This window comes from Bacillus sp. ZY-1-1 (assembly GCF_003047165.1).
Lineage (GTDB): Bacteria > Bacillota > Bacilli > Bacillales > Bacillaceae > Bacillus > Bacillus velezensis.
This window is the reverse complement of the sequence record NZ_CP027061.1, coordinates 1,541,334-1,564,636: the sequence shown is the minus strand read 5'-3', so window position 1 is coordinate 1,564,636 and position 23,303 is coordinate 1,541,334. Positions and strand designations below refer to the sequence as shown.

The 23,303-nt window shown below is 48.2% G+C and carries 11 protein-coding genes; 4 read left to right on the top strand and 7 right to left on the bottom strand.

The features are described from left to right. Nucleotides 1–5: 5 nt before the first annotated feature. Genes C5I45_RS08195 through fabD form a run of 6 tightly spaced genes read right to left on the bottom strand, consistent with a single transcriptional unit; the run spans nt 6 to nt 18,315 of the window. Nucleotides 6–12,587, bottom strand: coding sequence for a type I polyketide synthase (locus C5I45_RS08195; RefSeq protein ID WP_107994323.1), 12,582 nt, complete (start codon nt 12,585–12,587; stop codon nt 6–8). Between the two features lie 39 nt (nt 12,588–12,626). Further along, nucleotides 12,627–13,364, bottom strand: coding sequence for an SDR family oxidoreductase (locus C5I45_RS08190; RefSeq protein ID WP_003153268.1), 738 nt, complete (start codon nt 13,362–13,364; stop codon nt 12,627–12,629). 14 nt (nt 13,365–13,378) lie between these two features. Further along, nucleotides 13,379–14,743 carry a long-chain fatty acid--CoA ligase gene (locus C5I45_RS08185; RefSeq protein WP_041481878.1) on the bottom strand — a complete coding sequence of 455 codons (1,365 nt, stop codon included), beginning with the start codon at nt 14,741–14,743 and terminating at the stop codon, nt 13,379–13,381. Beyond that, nucleotides 14,740–15,012 carry an acyl carrier protein gene (locus C5I45_RS08180; protein ID WP_003153264.1) on the bottom strand — a complete coding sequence of 91 codons (273 nt, stop codon included), beginning with the start codon at nt 15,010–15,012 and terminating at the stop codon, nt 14,740–14,742. The genes C5I45_RS08185 and C5I45_RS08180 overlap by 4 nt, the downstream gene beginning before the upstream one ends. 24 nt (nt 15,013–15,036) lie before the next feature. Next, nucleotides 15,037–16,017, bottom strand: a complete 981-nt coding sequence (locus tag C5I45_RS08175; RefSeq protein ID WP_107994322.1) for an LnmK family bifunctional acyltransferase/decarboxylase — start codon at nt 16,015–16,017, stop codon at nt 15,037–15,039. Between the two features lie 39 nt (nt 16,018–16,056). Then, nucleotides 16,057–18,315, bottom strand: a complete 2,259-nt coding sequence (fabD, locus tag C5I45_RS08170) for an ACP S-malonyltransferase (RefSeq protein WP_079004979.1) — start codon at nt 18,313–18,315, stop codon at nt 16,057–16,059. A 729-nt stretch (nt 18,316–19,044) separates the two neighbouring features. Between fabD and loaP the strand changes: the two genes are divergently transcribed. Further along, a complete protein-coding gene (loaP, locus tag C5I45_RS08160; RefSeq protein ID WP_003153257.1) occupies nt 19,045–19,575 on the top strand; it encodes an antiterminator LoaP in 531 nt (176 codons plus the stop codon). Between the two features lie 337 nt (nt 19,576–19,912). Here loaP and C5I45_RS08150 read toward each other — a convergent pair whose 3' ends face one another. Beyond that, a complete protein-coding gene (locus tag C5I45_RS08150; RefSeq protein ID WP_014305368.1) occupies nt 19,913–20,791 on the bottom strand; it encodes a LysR family transcriptional regulator in 879 nt (292 codons plus the stop codon). A gap of 138 nt (nt 20,792–20,929) precedes the next feature. Here C5I45_RS08150 and C5I45_RS08145 point away from each other — a divergent pair, with 138 nt between their 5' ends. The 3 genes from C5I45_RS08145 (at nt 20,930) to C5I45_RS08135 (ending at nt 23,296) form a co-directional block, all read left to right on the top strand. After that, nucleotides 20,930–21,253 carry a GlpM family protein gene (locus tag C5I45_RS08145; RefSeq protein ID WP_003153252.1) on the top strand — a complete coding sequence of 108 codons (324 nt, stop codon included), beginning with the start codon at nt 20,930–20,932 and terminating at the stop codon, nt 21,251–21,253. 139 nt (nt 21,254–21,392) lie between these two features. Continuing rightward, on the top strand, nt 21,393–22,409 hold the full coding sequence (gene namA, locus C5I45_RS08140; RefSeq protein WP_107994321.1) for an NADPH dehydrogenase NamA: 1,017 nt from the start codon (nt 21,393–21,395) through the stop codon (nt 22,407–22,409). Between the two features lie 113 nt (nt 22,410–22,522). Then, nucleotides 22,523–23,296, top strand: coding sequence for an alpha/beta fold hydrolase (locus C5I45_RS08135; protein WP_014305369.1), 774 nt, complete (start codon nt 22,523–22,525; stop codon nt 23,294–23,296). Nucleotides 23,297–23,303 lie beyond the last annotated feature (7 nt).

Sequence of the window (23,303 nt, the reverse complement as noted above, 5' to 3'; positions counted from 1 at the left end):
TTACGCTAATCCCTGTAAAAACCGATCGTTCTTTTTACAGCGGCTTCTATGCTTATTTCGTTTTTCTCCAATTCATCAAGCAGGCGCTCATAAGTCTCAAGCGGGGACGTATCAGTCCCGTAAGTCTCCCGGTGCCTTATATGCTGCGCACTGTGCGGTATCCAGCAATGTGTTTTCGCAAAAGGATAGACGGGCAGGCTGACTTTTTTCGGTCTTTCGTCCTGATACAATTTACTCCAATCAACATGCAAGCCTTGCACCCATAATTTTGCAAGCATTGCATACTTTCCTGCTTCAATCCATTGATCTACGGCCCCGCTCATTTCTGCATTATCCGTCATCTCTGTAAACAGCTGTTTCATCGCTTTGTTCCGGCCTGTAAAGAAATTCTGCCCCGTCTCCTTGCCGCTGAGGAAATCATTCAGCGCGTTCGTAAGCTCTTCTTTTGTTTCAGCAATGACGGCAAGGCGCTCTTCCATTTCATCCCGGCCAAGCTGAAGCGTATAAGCGATATCCGCAAGAGCTCCGTCAGCTGAATGTGACTTTTCCAAATATCTGCGCAGCTGTTCCGCACGTTCCTTCAGCTGTTCCGCCGTCTTTGCCGAGAGAATGAATAAGGACGGCTGAAGTTCACCGGCCGTCCATTGTTTCTCTTCAACAGGAGAAACATATTCTTCGAGCACGACATGAGCATTGACACCGCCAAATCCGAACGAGCTGACACCCGCTCTCCGCGGCAGTTCATTTCCGCTATCATCAGTCGCCGCTTTCCACGGCTGAGTTTCGCGGACGAAATAAAACGGGCTGCCGTCGAGGCTGATATACGGATTAACGGTTTCACAATGCAGACTTTTAACGAGCGTTTTGTGCTGCATCTGCAAAATAATTTTTAAAAGTCCGGCCATGCCGGCGGCAAGCTCTGTGTGGCCGATATTCGTTTTGACGGAACCGAGGCCGCAATGAGGCTGATCGGGTGCCGTTACTCCGGCTTTCTGATAAAGCGCTGCAAAAGCCGCTTTGAGTCCGTTGATTTCTATCGGATCTCCGAGCGCCGTTCCCGTGCCGTGGGCTTCAATATAACTCACTGTACGGGGGTCGATGTTCGCTTGCTGATACGCTTTTATCATGACTTCTGTCTGCGCTTTCGGATTCGGCGATGTAAGGGAAGCCGCCCTTCCGCCATGATTTTCCGCCGTTCCGCGGATAACGGCATAAATACGGTCGCCGTCACGTTCCGCATCAGATAATGTTTTCAAAACAATCATGCCGGCACCTTCAGCTCTGACATACCCGTCCGCTTGATCGGAAAATGTTTTGCAGCGCCCGTCTTCACTGAGCATTCCTGCTTTATTAAAGCTGATATGCATATCCGGCGACACAATAGCATTGACGCCTCCTGCAATCGCGATGCCGCAGTCTCCGGTCTGAATTGCCCTGACCGCACGGTGAACAGCGACCAATGAGCTTGAACAGGCGGTTTCAATCGGTTCGCTCGGCCCATGTATATTCAGAAAATAGCTCATGCGGTTCGGACCGATTGACGGAACCGTTCCGGCAGCGGAAGAACCCTCAATCTCTATATGGAACTTTGAAGCTTCCTGAGCGTAACCGCTGTTTGTCGTGCCTGCAAAAATGCCTGTATTTGTACCTGACAGGCTTTTTGCAGAGCAGCCGGCATCTTCAATCGCTTTCCATACATGCATCATTAAAAGTCTTTGCTGAGGATCCATCATTTCGGCTTCATGCGGAGAAATACCGAAAAATAATGGATCAAATTGAGCGGTTTCATCAATGAAGCCGCCCCACTTTACATTGCTCGCATTTTTATCTTTCTGCGGGTCTCCGTAATACTGTCTCCAGTCCCAGCGCTCCGGCGGTATTTCAGAAATGCAGTCCTTTTCTCCGGCTAAATTCTCCCAAAACATTTCCGGATTTTCAGCCATTGGAAATGCACAGCTGATTCCGATTATCGCCACGGGCTCTTCAGGTGCAGCTGCGGTTTTTGTTTTAGGAAGGCGGGACGGAATCGAGAATGGCTCCGTCTTCATTTTTTTACGCTCAACCGGTTTCTCCGTTTCTGTTTCTTCCTGTGGGCCGAATGTATCCGGATGTTCCGTCAGCAAGTATTGGGCAAAACTAAAGACTGTCGGATATTCAAAAAACACGGCTGGCGTCAGTTCAAGCCCATACATTTTATTTAGTTCATTTGCAAACTGCGTGAATGAAACCGAATCAAATCCATAATCTCTCATCTCTGATTCAGCATCTATTTCTTCTTCTTTCACCTTCAGAATGCCTGATATCATATGTTTGAGTTCCGCTTGTACTTTATTTGGCAGATGGACGTGGGTCTTCCTTGACACATGAATGCTGCGTGACGGTTCCGGCGCTTCAGGCATCAGGTTTTTTCGAATCCGTTTCTCGTCGCCTTCTGCCACCATGACCTGGTGTGCTCCGGAGGCAAAAGCGGCGTACAGCGCCTGGATGCCTGAAGCCGATCGCATGGCTTTCATTCCGGTCTGTTCATACATCAGCCGTTCGGTCTCTTTGTCCACGCGCATACCGCCTTCTTCCCAAAGCGGCCAGTTGACGGACAGGGTCTGCCCGCTCCGCTTGTTGTCCCGCACGAGACGATTTCGGCGGGCTGCATAAACATCCATAAATGCGTTGGCTGCCGCATAACCGGCCTGCCCCGGATTTCCCATGCCTCCCGCCAAGGAAGAAAACAGAATGAAAAAGTCCAGCCGCACATCTTTCGCTGCTTCATCAAGATTGATAAGCCCTTTCACTTTCGGCGCCATGACGGTCTTCCGTTCGTTTTCTGTCTGGTTCAGAATGTAGTTGTCGGCGATCACGCCTGCGCCGTGAATAATCCCGTCGAGTGTTCCGTGCTCCTCCTGTATGCCGCGGACGAGGGCGATGACCGCCGTCCTGTCTGTCACATCAACCGGTTGATACAGTACGCGCGCACCCGTCGCTTCCAAGCGCCGTAAGCGGGCGGAGCGCTCTTCATCAAGCGCTTCCGCCCTCCCCGTTAATACGAGGACGGCGTTTTTGACGCGGGAAGCTATTTCTTCAGCGAAAATCAGTCCGATGCCGCCCGCTCCCCCGGTGAGGAGGTAGACCCCTTCGTCTTTCCACGGAATGGTGCCGCTTTGAGGCGCAGGCAGGTGACGCCAGTTTCTGACGAGACGTTTGCCGGCTTCATAACGGATTTCCGCTTGTTCAGGGTGCGTCCGGTTTTCTTTCAGCTTGGCAAGAAGCGATGATGCTGGCTCGTCCGGATCGGCTTGGATGACTTGGCCGTACAGCTTCGGATGTTCAAGGTGAGCCGTTTTCAGGAAAGCGGCCAGCCCCGCCAATACATTGTCTTCCCCCCTGTCGGGGACAAGAAGCTGGATCAGCGTTTTTCCCTTCTGTTTTTCTTTGATAAGACGCTTGACGATCGCTGACAGCTCCGCCGCGCAGGCGTCATAACGGTCTTCAATCGGACCTTCCCCGTCAGCCGCACATACGGCGCCGTTTATGTCCTCAGCGTACATTCCGCCATACAGCGTCACGTATCTGAAAGACTCTGCTTGTCCGCCGCCTTCACCCGGCGGTGATTCCTGCCACTTTGGCTGAAGCAAGAGCGGTTTTCCCTCCGTTTCCTCTTCCAGAAAACGGGCGGTGAGCCCCGTCAATCGGACACATACCTCGCCGTTTTCATCACACAGCTCAATATGATAGGCGCCGTCCGCTGAGGAAAGCACCGCCCACATCGTCTCCCGGCATGCAGAAAACACCTGCATATCTTGGAGGGCAAACGGCAGAAACGGCCGTCCGGACGCGGAACCGTCTGAGAGCACGAGACCGATAGAAGCCTGAAGGGCGGCGTCCAGCATGCTCGGATGCAGGATGAACGGCTCCTTTTCTTCGCGGGCGGACGGCGGAAGAGTGAGCTTCGCGAGCACTTCCCCGCTTCCGGCATAGACGGCGTCAAGCGCCTGATGAGACGGTCCGTAGGTGATGCCGAGGCTGTCGAATGCTTCATAACACTCAGCCTTTGACATGCGCCGGCCGCCGCAGCGCGCCTGAACCGCCTCCACATCGAGTACAGGAGCACGCTCCGTCTCTTCGAGCACGGCCTTTCCCTGGAAAAAGACAAGCGGCTCTTCTCCTTCGGCATACGCTTCAAAAGCGATGTCTCCGTTTTCTTCCGGCTGAAGCTTTACATGAAGCGTCACGCCTTCAGAAAGCGCCGTCACCGGACGGAGCCAAACGATCTGTTTGAGCCGGACACCCGCTTTCCCGCCCGGCAAGCCCTCAGCAGCAAGTGTAACGGCGGCCCGGGCCATTTCTAAAGCAGCCGCGCCCGGAAGCACCGGTTTTCCATTGACGATGTGATCAGCAAAAAACGGTTCACGCCCTGAAAAAACAGAAGTAAAGCGCTGGGCGGTAAAGGTCGATGTATTCGCGTGGAGCAGCGGGTGAAGTCTGGCTGCTTTCTCACTTTCCGCTGATCCTGTTTTGTCAAGTGACACATCAGCTTTTGTGACCCAATATCGGTCTTTGGCAAAAGGATAAGCCGGGAGACTGATGCGGCCCGGGTTGCGCTGATAAAGAGCTGACCAATCGACGTCAAGTCCTTTAACCCAAAGGTCAAGCAGCTTTCCGTATTTCCCTTTTTTCAGCCAGGCATTTATGGTAAGCGCCATATCTTCATCAGAAGTGAGCGAAGCCGCCAATGAATGATGTTTGGCTGTCCTGCCCCGCCAGATATGAGCATGTTCGATATGATCGTTTGAGAAACTCATAAGCTTCATTTTCAGTTCTTCTATCGACTCGGCCGTAAATGCAAGCCGCTCAGCCATCGGTTCTCTTCCCGCCTGAAGCGTGTAAGCGATTTTGGCCAAATCCCCGTCAGAACGTTTTTTTCTTATGACATCATCCAGAAGCTGGCGGGCGCGCTCTGTCAATTGCTGCTCATTTCGCGCTGATAAAATAATAACAGCCGGTTTTTGCGGAGAAACAGACGCGTTTTCCCTTGGTTTCAGGCTGTCAGACGGCACATATTCCTGAATGATGATATACGCGTTTGCCCCTCCTGCTCCAAAAGAGGAAATACCGGCAATTCTCGGATATTCCTTCATTTCACCCGTGATATTCAAGACAGGTCGTTTCCATTCCGTTTCTTTTTGCTGTACGAAAAACGGAGTGTGCTCAAACTCAATATTCGGATTCAATTCCGCCGCATGCAATGAAGGGGCAATCCTCTTATGTTTCAATTGGAGAAGCAGTTTGGTGATTCCCGCAATCCCGGCAGCGCTTTCTAAATGTCCGATATTTGATTTAATTGAACCGATGGAACAAAACTGCCGGTCTTCTGTTGTCAGGCGAAAAGCTTTCGTTAACCCGTCGATTTCAATCGGATCACCGAGCGCAGTGCCCGTTCCGTGGGCTTCCAAGTAACTGACCGTTCTCGGGTGAATGTCTGTCCGTTTCAACGTCTCTGCGATCAGATCAAACTGCGCTTTCGGATTCGGCACCATATAAGCGTTTGTCCTGCCTGCTGCGTTCAGCATGCTTCCTTTGATAACGCCGTAAATATGATCGCCGTCTTTCTCCGCTTGAGCAAGCGGCTTTAACACAATCGCCCCTACTCCTTCACCGTCAACAAAACCGTCCGCCCTGTCTCCGAAAGATTTGCATTTATCACCGGGAGACAGCATTGAAAAAGCGGACAGCCGCTCATAGTGAGCCGGATCAACGATAAGATTGACTCCGCCGGCAATCGCTGTTTCACTCATTCCGCTCCGCAGGCTTTCTGCAGCGAGATGGACAGCTGTTAAAGAAGAAGAGCAGGCTGTATCCACAGCCATACTCGGCCCTTGAAAATTGAACAAAAACGATACTCTGTTTGCGATAGACCAGTCGCTGGGAACTGTCGGGTAATTGCTGTTCATCACACCGACAAAGACTCCGATTTTCCGGCTGTCACAAAGCGTGGCCGGGGTGTACCCCGCATCTTCAATGCTTGAATAAGCAGTCTGCAGAAACAACCTTTCCTGCGGATCCATCCTTTCAGCTTCCGCGGGAGATATACGGAAAAACAGCGGATCAAATTTATCAATGTCATCGAGGAAACCGCCCCATTTTGAATAAATGGACCCCCATTTTCCGCGTTCCTCGTTATAAAACGTTTTCCAGTCCCAGCGATCTTTCGGCACTTCTGTAATAGAATGCCTGCCGGCTTTTACATTTTCCCACAGCTCATCAACGTGATCGGCGCCCGGATACCGGCCTGACAGACCGATGACAGCGATATCCTGGATATAGGGATCTCCGTTTGTCCTGCTTTCTTCCTCGTTTTGAGGAATTACATTCAGGTTATCTGTGTGATCAGACAGCTGCTCCTCACGCACACCCATCGCTTTCATAAATGCTCCCCGCTGAGAAAGAAGCAGGTAATCCGCGATTTCTTCTATCGTCTGATATTCAAAAAAGAGGGTGCTGGTCATTTTGTCAAACACGTTACGAAAAGCATTTGTGAGCCTGACGACCAGAATAGAATCCAAACCGTATGCGGTTAAGGAAACCGACGGATCCATTCTCCCGCTCGGAATCTTCAGCGTTTTTCCTATTAATTCCGTCAGATATGTGATGCCCCGTTCCCTTACGTTTGGAATCGGCGCGGCGTTTTCTGCGGGAGCCTGCACCCGTTCAGCGTTTTCGGGATGAGCCCGTCCATTCCCGAATTGCCGCTCGATTGCTTCTTTACGGGAAGACAGAAAGTAATCAGCAAGCTCATCAATGGTTTGATATTCAAAAAACAAAGTGCTGCTGACAGAACCGAAGACGTCTTTTAACGCGTTAGTCAGTCTGACGACCAGTATGGAATCCAATCCGTATGCGGTTAAAGGTTCATGGGATAAAAGACGATGCGCCGGCACTTTAAGCGCTTCACCGATTACCTTCTTCATCAGTTCAATGCTTTTTTCTCTCAAGCTGAAATGCAATGTATCATCCGAAAGACCATCTGCGTCATAGGGACGGCGCTCCGGTTTTTCTTCTGACGCCTGCGGGAGGGCAAGCCTGACCGTTCCGTCACTTTCAGCCGCTATAATCTGCTGGCCTAAGTCGTGTGCGGCTTCAGCCGGAAACAGAGGATGGACGAACCCTTCAAGCGAAAGCGCTTCCGACCAGCCGGCCGGCTCAACCCCCGGACAGCCCGGAATCCGTAAATCATGATCCTCATACAGCCACCAGCCTTCAAGAAGGCCGAACGTCACATGGTTGAATACGGTGCGGCTGTTGATCTCATTTATAAACAGCTGGCCGTTTTTTTGCAGCATTGCTTTCGCATGGCGCAGCGTAGAGCGGATATTTTTTGTCGCATGAAGCACATTGGTCGCGATCACCGCGTCATACGTGCCGATGTCCGGCGCTTCTGTTGATACCGGCTGCTCAGCGTTGAATATTTTATAAGTGACATAAGGATATTCCGGACCGAATATGTCTTCTGCATGTAAAAGAAATGCTTTAGAAATATCCGTGAAACAATATTCGGCAATATGCGCTTCATACGGTTTCAATTTTCTCATGACCGCGGCGCTCGTCCCGCCCGTTCCGGCTCCGATTTCTAAAATGCGGATTTTCGCCTGCGGGTCTTTTTCCAGACGCTCCCGCAAAACTGCAATCAATGTGTCAGCAAGCTTGTCATTGAAAAAATCAGAAATGATATTATTGCGGTAAATGCCTTCCACAAGACGGAAGGAGGAGTCAGGGAACATCACTTCCGTTGCCGGAAGCTTACCGGTTAAAATGTCTGGAAGCACACGCAATGTCTCTTCTGCCAATCTGACATGCGCCCTCATGTCTTTCCGGCGCAGCCAAGTCTCTTTTTTCCGCTCCCATTCCTCCCACACCTCCCCTAGATCCGTTTTTTCCGGAGCAAGCGCTAATTCAGTCAGGAAGACAAAGCTCTCTTTCAGCCATCTGCTGTATTGTTCCGTTATGCCGGCAGCCGATTGAAATAACGGCAAAGTCTCATCAAGCCTTGCGCCCATCTCATAAAGGGTTGATACAAGTATTTTTTCAATGAGGGATTCCATCTCTCTCATGCAGCTCATGACATTTGATGCTTTTACCCGCTCAGCTTCGTCATTCTGCGTGATGTTAACCGCTAATTGTCCGAGTGCGGAAGGAATCTTTTCCGGATAAACCGTTACTTGTTCTTTCAGATCATCTTTCATAAAAACCGGATCTGTCGTTTTGATCAGCGCCAGCTGGTCATAAGGTCCCGAAAGCAGGGTTTCCAGCGTTTTCATCGCTTCGGGCGCCTCAATAGAAGCGATTCCGTCCCGCTCCATCCGTTTCCGGTATTGTTCTGAAGCGACAACGCCGACACTTCCCCAAAAGCCCCAATTGACAACCTTTACGGCATACGGCGCTTTTTGTGAGATCCGCTTAGCAAAAGCGTCTTTAAACGTGCACCCGGCGGCATAATTGCTCTGTCCCGGCGCTTTTTGAAACGACATCATCGAAGAGAAAAACAGCAAGAAATCCAGCGGTTCCCCTTCAGCTACCCGGGCAATCTGCAAGCTGACATCAGTTTTTGCAGAAAGTGAAGCGCGGAACTGGTCCTCTTCCATATTGGCAAAACTCCGGTCTGATAACACGATGGCGGAATGAATGATTCCGCGCACCTTTCCATGTTCCTTCACAATGGTGTCATACGCCCGCTTGAGAGAATCATAATCCGCAGCATCCGCGCTGAAATATTGCGGTGCGGGACCTAAAGCCGCAAGTCTTTTCAGCTTTCTTTCAATCTGTGTATCTTTTTTCCGTCTCCCGATCCAAGCAATTTTCGCCTGATAGGTCTGAATCATATATTCAGTCCATACTTCTCCTATTCCGCCTGCTCCGCCGACAATCACATAAACCCCGCCGTGCCGGTATAATGAAGGCTCACCTGCATGAGGCTGGCAGACGGCCAATTGCTGGCGGTGCCACTGACCTGCACGAAAGACCCACGGATTTCCCTCGGGGTCCGCCGGTAAAGAGAAGATATCGGGAAGATGCCGGTCTCCCCTTTGAGATTCCAAATCAAGAAGCCGGATGCTCCAATTGCTGTATTCTTTTGCGAGCGATCCCGCTAATCCGTGTATGCTTGCATGACTCGGATTGACCTCATCATGTTCATGAATCGGCTGTGCTTGAAACGAGCAGATTGTCAATGATAGTTGTTCCGTGTCAAAATTCAGAAGCAGAAGCGATTTTACCAGCCGGAAAAGCTGCATGACCCCGTGCTCCTGTCCGTCGGCCGTATCCGCATCATAAACGGATGGAATCGGATGATCCGGCGCCGCCCATATCATGTGTTGAAAAGAGCCTTGCGCTTTCAGTGTTTCAGCCATTTGTTCCGCGCTGTCCAAAGAAGTGATGTCCGGAAAACGGACATCGGAATACATCTCTTTCAAAGCCTGCTGAAAATCCGGCCCGCCCCCGATGACGATTATTTTTTCTTCACGCATGAAAGACATGCCGGTTTCCGGAATGGTGACGGTGTTCCAAACCGGTGTCATAAGTAATTCCGTTTCACGGCTTTTCTTCGGCATGACGCCGGCTTTTTGGTTAAACCCGGCGCTTTCCTGCACCTCTTTTATGATAAAATCTTTCACTGCCGCCAGCAGCACGCCGCGCTCATCACAAATATGCAGATCAAATTGGTGAACGGAGGCCGCTTTTACCTCCGCATGCACAAATACGGTTTTCGCTAACGGTTTAAGCAGCTGTATTTCTCCGAAGGAAAACGGTACGATAAGCGCAGGCTCTTTTTGAAATTGCAGCACATGCGCCATTGCAGTTTGAACAGCGCCATCCAGTAAGGACGGATGCAGGATGTACTGTTTAAAATCCGCTTCCAAGTGTGACGGGAGCGTTAATTTGGCCAGTGCTTTCCTTTCTGTATAAGAGAATTCGCGGATGACCTGAAAACTGTCCTTTTGCACGATTCCCGCCTCAGAGAACGAGTGATAGATGTCTTTCGGCTCCGTTCTCTGCGTAAATGGCGCCGGAAGCTGAAAGACCGGGGCCTCAAACGACGCTCCATTTTCTTTACAAATCACTTCTCCTTGCGAAAAGAGAGTGCCGTCCGCTCCTTTTTCCTTAATGACATAGCTTATACGCTCTTTTTCCGCTTCAAACTCTATCATGACGGATCTTGGGTCTGTCCCTGTCACAATCGGCTCCATATACCACACATTTTGAAGAGAGACGACCGGGCGTTCTCCCCACAATGCCGCGCCGTATGCCGCCATTTCAAGATGACAGACTCCGGGGAGCACATATTTTTCGTTCACTAAATGATCTTTAAAGAAATATTCATCCTTGGAAAATATCTTTTGAAACGTCCCTTTCCGGGCGGATGAAACATTCTCATCAAGCAGCGGATGCAGCGCTTCACGCCTTTTGATAGATTGGGGCTTTTTCGTATACCGCTTTTTTTGGTCGGTCAGCCAGGACGTTTCCTTTAAAAACGGATACGTAGGAAGCGGAACTTTCTGATACGGCGTCTCCGGCTTTTTGAAACCTTGAAGGCCTTTGACCCACAGCGCGGCAAATTTTTCAGGATCTGAAACGGATTGGCCTGAAACGTCCGGCCGTCCGGGTGACGCTTTTCCGAAGTAAATATGCCTGCCGCCGCTGTGACCGCTCACAAAGCCGTCCAATCGCTGTTTCAGCTCGGGAAGGGATGACGCAATGACAGCAAGCCGGAAGGAGAAAGGCTCTCTGCCTGACAATAGGGTGGCAGCGATATTTTCCAGGCTGTATCCGCCGGCAGAAGGCGAGTTTTCCAATCGGGCAAGAAAGGAGCTCAATTTTCCGGCATATTCTTTCAGCTGCTGTTCGGAATGTGCGCTTAGTACGACGGCATGCGGTTTTTGCTCAGTATTCCCGTCCGCTTGCCGTTTTGGCTGATAAGCACCTACGATCAGATGGGCATTAGAGCCTCCTGCGCCGAATGAACTGATTGCGGCGATTCTCGGTTTATCTCCTTCAGCCGGCCACGGCCGATTGTTTCGGACGACATAAAATGGCGAATCAGAAAAAGAAATCTTGCGGTTCAGTTCCTCGGCGTGCAGACTGGCGGGAAGCGTTTCATGTTTCATGCTTAAAAGCACCTTGATTAAACCGGCGATCCCTGCAGCCGCTTCCAAATGTCCGATATTGGATTTCACCGAGCCGATTCCGCAGTCATTTTTCTCATCGGTCTGTTTCTCAAATGCCATAGACAGACCGCGTATCTCAATCGGATCGCCGAGTGCCGTGCCGGTACCGTGAGCTTCAATGTAGCTGATATCCGCCGGACTTACCGCGGCTCTGTTTATAGCGGATAAAACCAGGTCCCGGTGCGCTTCCGGATTCGGCACCGTATACCCGGTCGTTTTGCCGCCGTGATTAGTGGCGGACCCCTTAATGACACCGTAGATGTGGTCGTTGTCCGCAATCGCTTTTTTCAATGGTTTTAACAAAACGGCTCCCGCGCCTTCACCGGGCACGTAACCGTCTCCGCCTTCACCGAAGCTGCGGCATTTTCCTTCAGAAGACAGAAAATGCGATTGGCTTAAAAACATGTATTTTTGCGGATGTAAGCTGAGGTTGACGCCTCCGGCAAGCGCCATTTCACAGTCGCCCGACATAATGGCCTGACAAGCCTGATGGACGGCGACAAGCGATGAAGAACACGCCGTATCAACAGCGATGCTCGGCCCATGGAGATCAAGAAAATAAGAAACCCGGTTCGGAATGCCCCAATATAAGGAGCCGGGGCCTTTATACTGATCTTTGAGGAAACCTTCTTCGTGTGCAATTAATGAATATTCATTCCAGGTCACTCCGGCGAATACACCGATTTGATCCGTCGGCCTCGCCGCCGGGTTCCCGTAACCGGCATCCTCCATCGCTTCCCAGCAGCACGTAACATACAATTTTTGCTGAGGGTCCATTAAATCAGCTTCCCACGGGGAAACAGAAAAAAACAGCGGGTCAAATCGATCCGGACGATCAATAAAACCTCCCCATTTACTGTATGACGCGTATTCTGCCGTTTTCTCTTCCGAGTAATAAGAGCTGTCCCATCTGTCCTCAGGGATTTCGGAGACACAATCTTTATTTTCCATTAAATTGTCCCAAAAATCATGCTGGTTTTCCGCTTTCGGAAACATCCCGCTCATTCCGATAACCGCAATATCAGAACTCCTGTCCGTTCCCGGTTCAGGCACCTTTTCAGCCGCCTGTACAGGAAGCACTTCTTCTTCCTGCCGGCTTCCCGTATCAGGCTCCGTTTCTTTGAATTCAAGAACGCTTTCGGGATTTCGTTTCTGCGCACTTAAAAACTCACTCAATTTCTCAATGTTCGGATATTCAAACAGCAGCGTTTCAGAAAGGCCGGTAAATTCTTTATGCAATATGGTCATGATTTCTTCACTGATGAGAGACGTCACGCCAAGAGTAAAAAAAGCGGTTTTATCTTCTGCTTCGGTCACCTCGGCACCCAGCTTTTCCGCTATTACCGTTCTTAAAAATTCGTTAATACATTTCATGAGGATACCATCCCTTGTACAAAAGAATTTTTCTGTGCTTTAACAAGTTAATCCGCCGTCTATTGCCATTGTCTGTCCGGTCATAAAGGACGATTCAGGAGAAAGCAGAAAACGAACGAGTCCGGTCATATCGTCTGTTTCGCCTAAACGCCCCATCGGCGTCCTTCTGATAATCTGCGATTTTTGTTTTTCCGGCATATTTTTCGTCATATCGGTGTCCACAAAACCGGGCGCAAGTGAATTGACACGGATTCCTTTGGACCCGAGCTCCCTGGCCAGGCTTCGCGTCAAGCCGTCAAGAGCCGCTTTGGATGCGCTGTAGACTGAAGTGCCTTTAAATCCTCTTGAACCGATAATGGAGCTTATGTTAACGATTGATCCGGAATTTTGTTTCAGCATGACCCGGGAAACGTTTCGGGTCAGCTTGATGACTGAACCGATATTCAGATTGAGGATGCGATCAATGTCTTCATCATTGGTCAGGGGCAGCAGCTGATCAAGGTTCAAACCGGCGTTATTGACCAAGCCGTCTATTCTGGAAAACTTGCGGTACACTTGAAGAACAAACTGTTTCATGGCGGCATCATCCGCCGCATCCGCCGCTTCCCAATAAAAGCGGTCACGGTACTTTTCACTCTCTCTCAATGTGTTAATAAAATCAGATTCACTGCGGCTGAAAGCGGCTACTTTGTAATTCTCATCCAAAAGCGCCTGTACAATCGCTTTTCCGAGCCCCCGGCTACCTCCGCTGACGACCGCTACTTTTCCGTTATTCATATTTGCCTCCTGTTTTACACGTTTCTTATTTTTTTAAATCGGTCATTAGACAGTTTCCGATCTGTAACAGAGATGATCTGCGGTATCTGATATGGCTGCAGCTTCTGTCTGCAATGAGCTACGGCCCGCTTTCTGAAAGATTTGATATCTTCCTCTTTTTCAAGTACGGCCTCTGCCGCGACAATCTCGCCTGTAATCGGATTTTTTCGGCCCGTTATGAGAACATCCCGGACATTAGGTATCTCCAGAAAGACGCTTTCCACCTCTGCCGGAAACACTTTCTCTCCGCCCACATTAATGATTTCACTCTTTCTTCCGAGAATTCTTATATATTCGCCGTCTGTTTCCACCTGGTCACCGGTGTCGTACCAGCCGTCCTCATCGAAGGGTGACGGTGCGTTTAAATAGCCGAGCATCGCCGACTCAGAACGGACCCAAAGCGTGCCTCCGGTAATTTTGGTCTCTGTTCCGGCACCGCCTACTTTCATCCAAGTGGATTGGCTGTCTTTTGATTTCGTTGAGAATATACCCAGTTCAGTTAATCCGTATGTTTGTTTCAGCCGTACATCCGGAAACAGCCGGTGAATGCCGCGCAGCGTTGATTGGGGCATCGGTTCTGTGCCGTAAGTGATCAGCTGGAGTGAAGACAGGTTATAGCCGGCATCCGCCTTGGACATCAGCAGCATGTTTAAAAATGTCGGGGTGGCGGGGAGCACTTGGACAGCATGTTTGTCGACCGCCTGATAAACGGACTCCGGCGTTCTGCTGTCTGATGTGACGATCGTTCCCCCGTTAAACAGAATCGCAAACAGCGTATTAATGCCGCCTATATGATCCAATTTCAGAAAAATGAGCGTACGCAGCGGTTTTCTCTTCGCCGTTTTGTATTTTTCAAGCAGCCGGCCGGCGCTTAACACGGATGCTTTGCTTTTGCCGGAGGTTCCCGATGTGAAAATAATAATGCCTGACTCTCCTTTCTCGCGCAGGTCATCAAGCAGAGGGTGAGATGCGCTTTCAGAACCTTCACGAAGCGTCCAGCTGTCATTTTCATTTATTTCAATGATTTGATTCACTTTCGCGTCTTCAAACATATCGAGATGCTTTTCCCTTGATTCATTGCTGAGAGGGACAACGATATTTCGGTTTAACAAAAGCGCCATCAGCAAAAAAATGGCGTTCGGGGAATAATCCCCGATAAGCGCCACACATTCTCCTTCACGTATTCCGTTTTGTTCAAGTTCTTTCTGAAAAAAGCTGATTCGTGTCAGCAAATCATCATACGTAAAAGTCTGCCCTTTAAAAATGAGAAACTCACTGTCCTGCGTTTCCCTAAGCTTATCAGTCACCCAGCTGATATCTCCCCTGCTTTCTGTTTTCATGATTGAGCACTGTCCATGTATTTTTGATAAATATCACAAATGCTGCCGACGGTTGTAATGCTGGAAATCGTTTCTCCTTGGGAAAAAGGATCCACTCCGGTTTCCATCTCCATCTGTGCGACTAATTGAGCGATATCCAGTGATGAGAAGCCCAGATCCTCTATGACTCTCACATCATCTCCCGCTTCGACGGCCCGATATGACTGCTGTTCTTGAATATCCTGAATAATTTGAGCGATGATCTGCTTCATTTCCTTGGTTTGTTCCATTTGCTTTCAGCTCCATTCTTCATTTTATAAACTTCTGATGACCCGTTTATAATCCGGAATATGATCTTGTGAAGAGGTCGGCACCGCCAGCAGCTTATCCACCTTGGAAATGGCCAGCAATGTATGATTCCTTTTCATATAGACTTCAATCTGATAGCTGATTTTCGCCACTGAGATCATACCGAGGGACTCACCGTGAAAGTCGGGATCGCATTCTTCAATGTGTCCCGTCATATAAATATCAAGCTCTTCATCTGCAAAACAATTTCCGTAATAATACGTCTCTCTTTCAAGCAAAAATAAATGCCGCGCGATTGAAACCGGAAAACCCGGCTTCGACCGGCGCGTCATCCATTCAAATTCCGCCGCATCCATTATCTTGCTGAATTTCGCAAACACCATGGCATGCCCCGGCGCAGCATCCTGATCAACAGGAACCCGATATGAAACGGGGTCCGCTGTTTTGAGGTTTCCCGGCTTCATACCGAAAGCGTCCGTTCTGACTTTCTTTGACCGCATCAGCGCGTAAGGCGGCTTGGCTAGCTTAGAAAGTTCCGCAATACATTCAGCCTTCGGCGCTGAGACTTTGCGCGTCGAACCTTCTGTTTGTGTGACGTCAACGACAATTAAACTATTGGCTTTCATAGAAGGAAACCGTCCCCGGTCCCACTCGCTTTTATCAGAGCTGACCGCTCCTTTCGGCCCGAACAAATAATCAGATTCTAATATGGTTTCTCCAAACCGGGAGATATCGACTCCGACGGAAACCTCGTCCCATAATCGGTACTGATCAAGAGGCTTATCTGAAGGAACTTTGAGATGTGTCATAAAATAAGCCGGATACAAAATCAGCCCTTGGTGATCGGCCATCTGATCAGGCCGGAATCCCGTTCCGTCCGTTAAATGGTGACTGTGTGCATTGCCCAATAACAGCAGCAGCGCGTACTCATTCAAATTCCCTAATCCGACATGGCTCATCGTTAATTCATGATTTTCAATCAGCATGGTAGTCCTCCGCAGAAAAAATGTAATGTCTGGTCATACTCAGCCTGTAATCGATACCAGCCTTTGCGCAAGAAGGCCGGCTGTTTCTTCCATGAGCTGTTTGCCGATCAAGTCGACATGCCTGTTTCTCCAATTTTCAAGAGGGGTTCCTTTCACCCATTGATTAAACGCGCCGAGCGCAGGGCCGCAATGAATTTGGTAATCTATTTTACTTTCGCTTTTTCCTTCCAGAGCGAGCCTCGTCGTATGGGAAAAATACCATTTAAATACCATCGCCATTTTGTGTTTCGGATTCTGTTCGGCTTTGGCGATCTGTTCAGGAGATTTATCACGTTTCAACTGCTCATACACTTCCTCAAAACTGCGCTGGAAATACTTATCTTCAATTAATGTTTTCGTTTTTTCATCTATTTCATCTAAAGAATTGTATTGTCTGTACAAGTCAAAGAGTTTATTGGCTCTTGCCGGGAAAAACAGGCCTTTTTTCAGCACCTGCACCCTTGCTCCCGCTTCAAACATATCTCCCGCGGGAGCGTATGACGTATCCTGCACGTTCGCTTCCTGAAGCAGATCTTTCACTGAATCACTTGTCCCGGCTTCGACCGTGCATTGATTAATAGAACCGGTTCCGATAAATTCGGCGCCGAGCAGAAACGCGGCAGCAGCCGCTTCCGGAGTGCCGATGCCGCCCGCTGCGCCGATTCTTACTTTTTTCGCATAACCGTGCTTCTCCATCATGCGGTCTCTGAGTCTGATCATGGCAGGCATTAATGTATACGGAATCCCTTGGTCGGTATGCCCTCCTGAATCCGCTTCAACGCAAATGTCATCAGCCATCGGAATTTCTTTTGCAAGCGCCGCTTCCCCGGCTGTCAGCCGATTGTCAGACACAAGTCTTTCCAGCACATGAGCCGGAGCCGGATTCAGAAAGGCCTCAGCGACTTCAGGCCGGGATACTTTCGCGATGATTCTGTTTTGGACTGACACCGATCCGTCATGATTCCTGCTTAATCCCTTTGCCCTGTATATCACGAGAGCCGGGGTTATGCCCATAAATGCCGATGCTTCAATAAGGTGAATGCCGTTTTTTAAATATAAATCTATCATTCTGACTTCCTTGTCAGGTGACATCATATGATGAAGAAGATTCATTCCGAATGTTTCCCCTTGCCGCAGTGCAGACCGGATGGTTCCGATGGCCTGTCCGATCCGTTCGATACTCAATCCGCCCGTTCCGAAAAAGCCCAGCATTCCCGCTTTTGCCGCTTTAATGACCATCTGTTCCGAAGCAATTCCCCTGTACATGGAGCCCGTCATGTAAGCATATTGGATGTTATAATCTTTTTTAAAATCTTCGTTCCCTAATCTCATTCCCGCCGTTTTTTGGGAATCAGCTGCCGATGCTTTAACATCAGCAGTATCAGACTCTTCTTTCGGCATAGGTAATGGGACGGCATCTTTTTTAATCTGCCTCGTCAGTTTTGTCAGCACTTCCCCGGGCCCGACTTCTGCAATTTCATTATTTTCAAGTCCTATCAGACGGCGTATCGTGTCCGTCCACTTTACCTGATTGGTCATTTGCAAAGTCAGATTTGTTTTGATTTCATCATTCTTATAAGGTGCGGCATGAAGATTTGAGATCACCGGAAAACGAAGAGGCAAAAACGCCGTTTCTTCTAAATAATCCGCGAACTCTTTTTCAGCATCTTTCATATAGCGGGAATGGAAGGCGCCGCTCACATTTAAAGGAAGATACATTCTCACGCCGGCTTTTTCAAAGGCGGGGCCCGCTTTTTGAATGTCTTGTTTCGTTCCGGCGATCACAATTTGCGAAGGTGAATTGTGGTTAGCGATATCAATGCCGGTCAGATGATAATCGGATAGAACCTCTTTTACTTGTTCAGCCGTAAACCCCAAAACCGCCGCCATGCCTCCGGGAGCTGCCTTGCTCATGAGCTCCCCTCTTTTTTTCACAAGCTGCAAACCGGTCTTAAAATCAAAGCAGCCGGCCGCAAATAACGCATTATATTCTCCTAAACTGTGCCCTGCGGCGTAATCGGGCTCTCTGCCGGACTCTTTAATCTTCTTTAAATAACTGAGTGCACTTACCGTATATAACGCCGGCTGGGTAAATTGCGTTTTCCCCAGCTGATGATTCGGATCCTCCAGGCACAATTCTTCTATAGAGTAGCCTAATATGTCATCAGCCTGACGTGTCAGATCTTGAAATTCATCAAACAGCCCGGCTCCCATTCCTTTAAATTGAGAACCCTGCCCCGGGAACACAAACGTAAGCATCTTATCCTCATCCTTTCCCCATCGCCAATTTTGTACATCACATGTGGTTCTCCATACAAAAACGTCTCTTATATTTATTGACTGGTGTAAACACCGCCATAAAAATAAAAACACAAACGCGTTTGCGATTCAGCACAGGTTTAAAAATCGCAAACGCATTGTGTTTTCCTTTTCTAACATAATTTATATTAAAACATCTTGCTTGTTTACTGAATGTTTCGCATGACAAGCTGCAGTGCCAATATGCCCGAAAACAGCCATGACGGCACACTTCTCCCTTATCATGTATATGTAGATATATACACTGCAACGTTTTTATAATCCCTATTTCCTCTTCAACGTGCCGAAACAGCGATTGAAATTTAATAGGTGCTTTACTTTAATTTAATAAATTTAACAAATAGTTGCTATTTAAAGAGAATAATATCAATTTATAGATAATAATGTCAAGGCTTTATTTCGTTATTTTCTGACATTTATTCCACAGTTTTATATTCGGTGGACAGTCGGCATAATTGTTTCGGGATAAATGTCAGATAATTCCCTGAACCCTTTTCATGTCAAAGAAAATTCATCGCCTCTCTGTCAATTGGGTCTATACTTATTTTTCATTTTCATATATTATGTAAAAAAAAGACGAATTAGAAAAATTTTTAATCACTTTAAATACTATCCATTAAATACTTTCTTTGTATAATAATTTCTTATTATTCTAAGGAGGATCCAGTCATGAAATGGTACGCACTTTTTGTAGAGTCGGGAAAAGAAGAAGCAGTTCAAAAATTTCTGCGTCTGCAGTTTGATGAGCAGGCTCTCTACTCAATCATACCCAAGAAAAAAGTCACAGAACGAAAAGCCGGAATTAAATACGAGGCACTCAAAAAGATGTTTCCGGGATATGTTCTGTTTAAAACAAAGATGACAGAGCGGACATTTCATAAAATCAAAGAACTCCCCATTTCATGCAGAATCGTGAATAACGGAGCATATTATTCCAAAGAGCGCAAAACCTATTTCACGACAATTAAGGATGAAGAAATCCTCCCTATTATCAGGCTGATCGGAGAAGGAGACACTGTAGATTATTCAAAAGTCTATATTGAAAATTCAAAAGTAACCGTTGCCTCAGGGCCTCTTAAAGGAATGGAAGGCATTATTAAAAAAATCGATAAAAGAAAAAGACGCGCCAAAATCTGCCTGTCTTTTATGGGGCTGGACAAAATGGTCAACGTCGGAATTGAAGTGCTCTCCAAACCCTAGCATTTCAAAAAAAGCATCAACAGCATGTGCCGTTGATGCCCTTTTTATATAAACAGACGAAAGCCCGACATCAAAATAACCCCGCTCACCACCGTCACGGCCAAATTTTTGTTTTCAAGGCATAGTTGACCTGAAGCCGGGCTGCGCCTAGGAGACAAAATCACATTTAGGGGAATACATTTTAATCAAGAGCGGTGAATTGACGGTTGAGCTTCATGACGAAAAGCATGTGCTGACTTCGGGCGATGCCGCACAGTTATTTTCATTCCTCGGAACCGATGACATATTTATTGCTGGTCTATTATCCTGAACCGGCTTAAACGCATATCAGGCTTCTTCAGGCAGAAGCCTGATGGACCGCAACCCATTCTTGTATGCATTGAATCAGTTTCTGGACAGAAGGTGTCTGCGTCTCCTTTGCATGAGCTGTCAAAATGCCGAGCTGCCTGGAGACATACCGGTCGAACCGTTTGATGAGCACATCACAATCATTCACCAAAAGCTGCGGCAAGATGCTGATCCCCAGATTGTTCCGCACCATTGCAATAATCGCTTCATCCCCTCTGATTTGATAAGCGACCCGCGGAGTGATCTTTTCTTCCTTTAACACTTTCAGCACATCAAAATGTGTCTCCGGATAAGGCACGATACATTTGACGGACTCCATGACATGTAACGGAACCGTTTCATATTGCGCCAATTCATGCTGCGGGCTCATCACCGCTACAATCGGGTCCTCGGCCAACGGGTAAAAATGCCACTTCTCGCTGTGGGATGTCCCAATCGCCGCATCAATCCGGTCATCTTTCAGCCATTGTTCCAGCTCAGTAGAATTTCCATCAAATAAATGCACCTTAATAGAAGGATACAGCTCATTAAATTCCCTCAAAATTTTCGGCAGCCATTTTACCGCCACGCTCGTAACAGTGCCGAGCCGGACTTCCCCTCTTTCTAACCCATTAATATTATCAACGGTTTGAGACAGTTTTTCATAGTTTTTTTGAATTTCCTTCATAATATGTAACACTTTCAAGCCATTTGCGGTGGGCCTCACTCCATGCCGCTGTCTGATCAAAAGCGGAAAACCGTACTCTTCCTCTAATTTACTGATCATTTGGCTGATGTTCGGCTGTGTGTAATTCAATATGGCAGCGGCTTGGGTCAGGCTGCCGCTTTCTACCGTTTTAATAAAGGCTAAATGCTTCTTTAAATCCAATCGGCTTCATCTCCCAGATATCATTCTTTATTATCCAATGCATTAGTTATATTTAGTTTACTTATACATCAATCAAAAATAAAATGGCAATGTCTCCATCATTATACTTGATAACAAACAGAAGGTGAGCGTTTCAGCATGAGTTTTCTCATTCAATTTTTTATCGGCGGCACCGTTATGGTGGCCGCCGCGTATTTAAGCAAGTCGAAATACTTATTTTTATCAGGCGTTATCACATTGCTGCCGATCATGACGTTACTGAATATTCACTTGCAGCTGAAAAATATGAGCCCCGACGATTTCAGAGCCGCTCAAAAAAACGGAATATTCGGTGCCTTCGGCGCAGTGATCTTCATCAGCAGTATTTTCATCCTGACAAACTGGATCAAAGGAGGCCACGCAGTCATCGGTGCGTTTCTCATCTATATTTGCTATATGATCGGCTGTAAATGCCTGTTATGAAGATACGGCCACGCTGCGTATAAAAAAATGCCCGTCCAGAACAATAAGAACGATCTGTTCAGTTGTGAGCAGTTTATATGACTGAATGATCATGAGTTGTTATAATCAATGTCTAAAAACATTCCGGGAGGCGAAATAAATGGCCAGAAAATTATTCACACCATGGACCGTTAAAGATGTAACGATCAAAAACCGTATTGTTATGGCACCGATGTGTATGTATTCCTCACATGAGAAGGACGGAAAACTGCAGCCTTTTCATATGGCGCACTACATATCGCGTGCAATCGGACAGGTCGGCCTGATTATCGTGGAAGCGACAGCCGTTAATCCTCAGGGGCGCATTTCCGATCAGGATTTGGGCATCTGGAGCGATGATCATATCGAAGGTTTTGCCAAACTGACGGAACAAGTGAAAGCGCAAGGATCTAAAATCGGCATTCAGCTTGCGCACGCCGGACGTAAAGCTGAGCTTGAGGGAGACATTTACGCTCCGTCAGCCATTCCGTTCGATGAGCAGTCCAAAACACCGGCTGAAATGACGACAGAACAAATTAAAGAAACCATTCAGGAATTCAAACAGGCAGCGGCGCGCGCGAAAGAAGCCGGCTTTGACATTATTGAACTTCATGCCGCACACGGCTACTTAATACACGAATTTTTGTCCCCTCTGTCCAATCACCGTACAGACGAATACGGAGGCTCACATGAAAATCGCTACCGCTTCTTAGGCGAGACCATTGAAGCCGTCAAGGAAGTCTGGGACGGCCCGTTATTTGTCCGTATTTCTGCATCGGATTATACAGACAAAGGGCTGGACATTGCAGATCATATCGGTTTTGCGAAGTGGATGAAAGAACAGGGAGTCGACCTCATTGATTGCAGCTCAGGCGCACTCGTTCAAGCTGATATTAACGTCTTCCCCGGCTACCAAGTGAGCTTCGCGGAGAAAATCCGTGAACAGGCCGAAATCGCAACAGGCGCCGTCGGTTTGATAACGACGGGAACAATGGCCGAAGAAATTCTGCAAAACAACCGCGCTGACCTTATTTTTGTCGCGAGAGAACTTCTCCGCGATCCGCACTTTGCAAGGAGTGCAGCGAAGCAGCTGAATACTGAAATACCGTCACCGGTCCAATACGACAGAGCATGGTGATGAAGTGACAGCCGGAGTTTTTCGATCCGGCTGTCTCTTTTTTTATTTTTCGAGAAACGATTGCCGAAGCTTCTCCGTCTTCCCTATAGAACCAATTAGAGGAGATGACTCCAATGAAAGCAGCATGGATGGAAAGGACATATCTGATTGACGGGTGTCCGTTTTATACGAAACACCGTAAAGGCGCCGGCGAAGTGACGATCGTCTTTGAAGCCGGCTACGGCACTTCTTCTGAAACATGGACATCATTACTCGCTGACATAGATGAAGAATTTGGGGTTTTCACATATGACAGAGCCGGAATCGGCAAAAGCGGACGAAGCCGAAACAAGAGAACGGCGGACCATATGGTACAGGAATTAAGCGCTCTTCTTCTGAAGGCCGGCGTCAAGCCTCCTTACCTTGTCGTCTCGCATTCATACGGCACGATTATCAGCAGACTCTGGGCGAGCCGGAACCGCCGGGATATTCTCGGGATGGTGCTGCTTGATCCGGTTTCTGAGGATCAGGAGACGAAAGTGCTTCCGCTTCTTCCCGAAGAAATGAAGGCCGCCTATTTGAAACAGTTCAAATTGGAAGGATCACACGCGGAATTTTTAACGAGCCTTAGGCAGATCAAGCATCAGCAGATTCATTTCGGCGATATGCCGCTGTTGATTTTATCATCGGGAGAGCGGGATGAGCGCTTAAAGCACGCTCATGAACAATGGGTGAAACTGCACAGAAGCATGCTTGATGTCTCTTATCAAAGCGGATGGATTCAGGCCAAAAACAGTTCTCATGCCATTCATCACGATGAACCGCACATCGTCCACCTTGCCATTTATGATGTTTGGTGCGCGGTGCGCCAGCAAATGAATGCTCCTGCCTATCAGGCGGTAAACTGATGAAAAC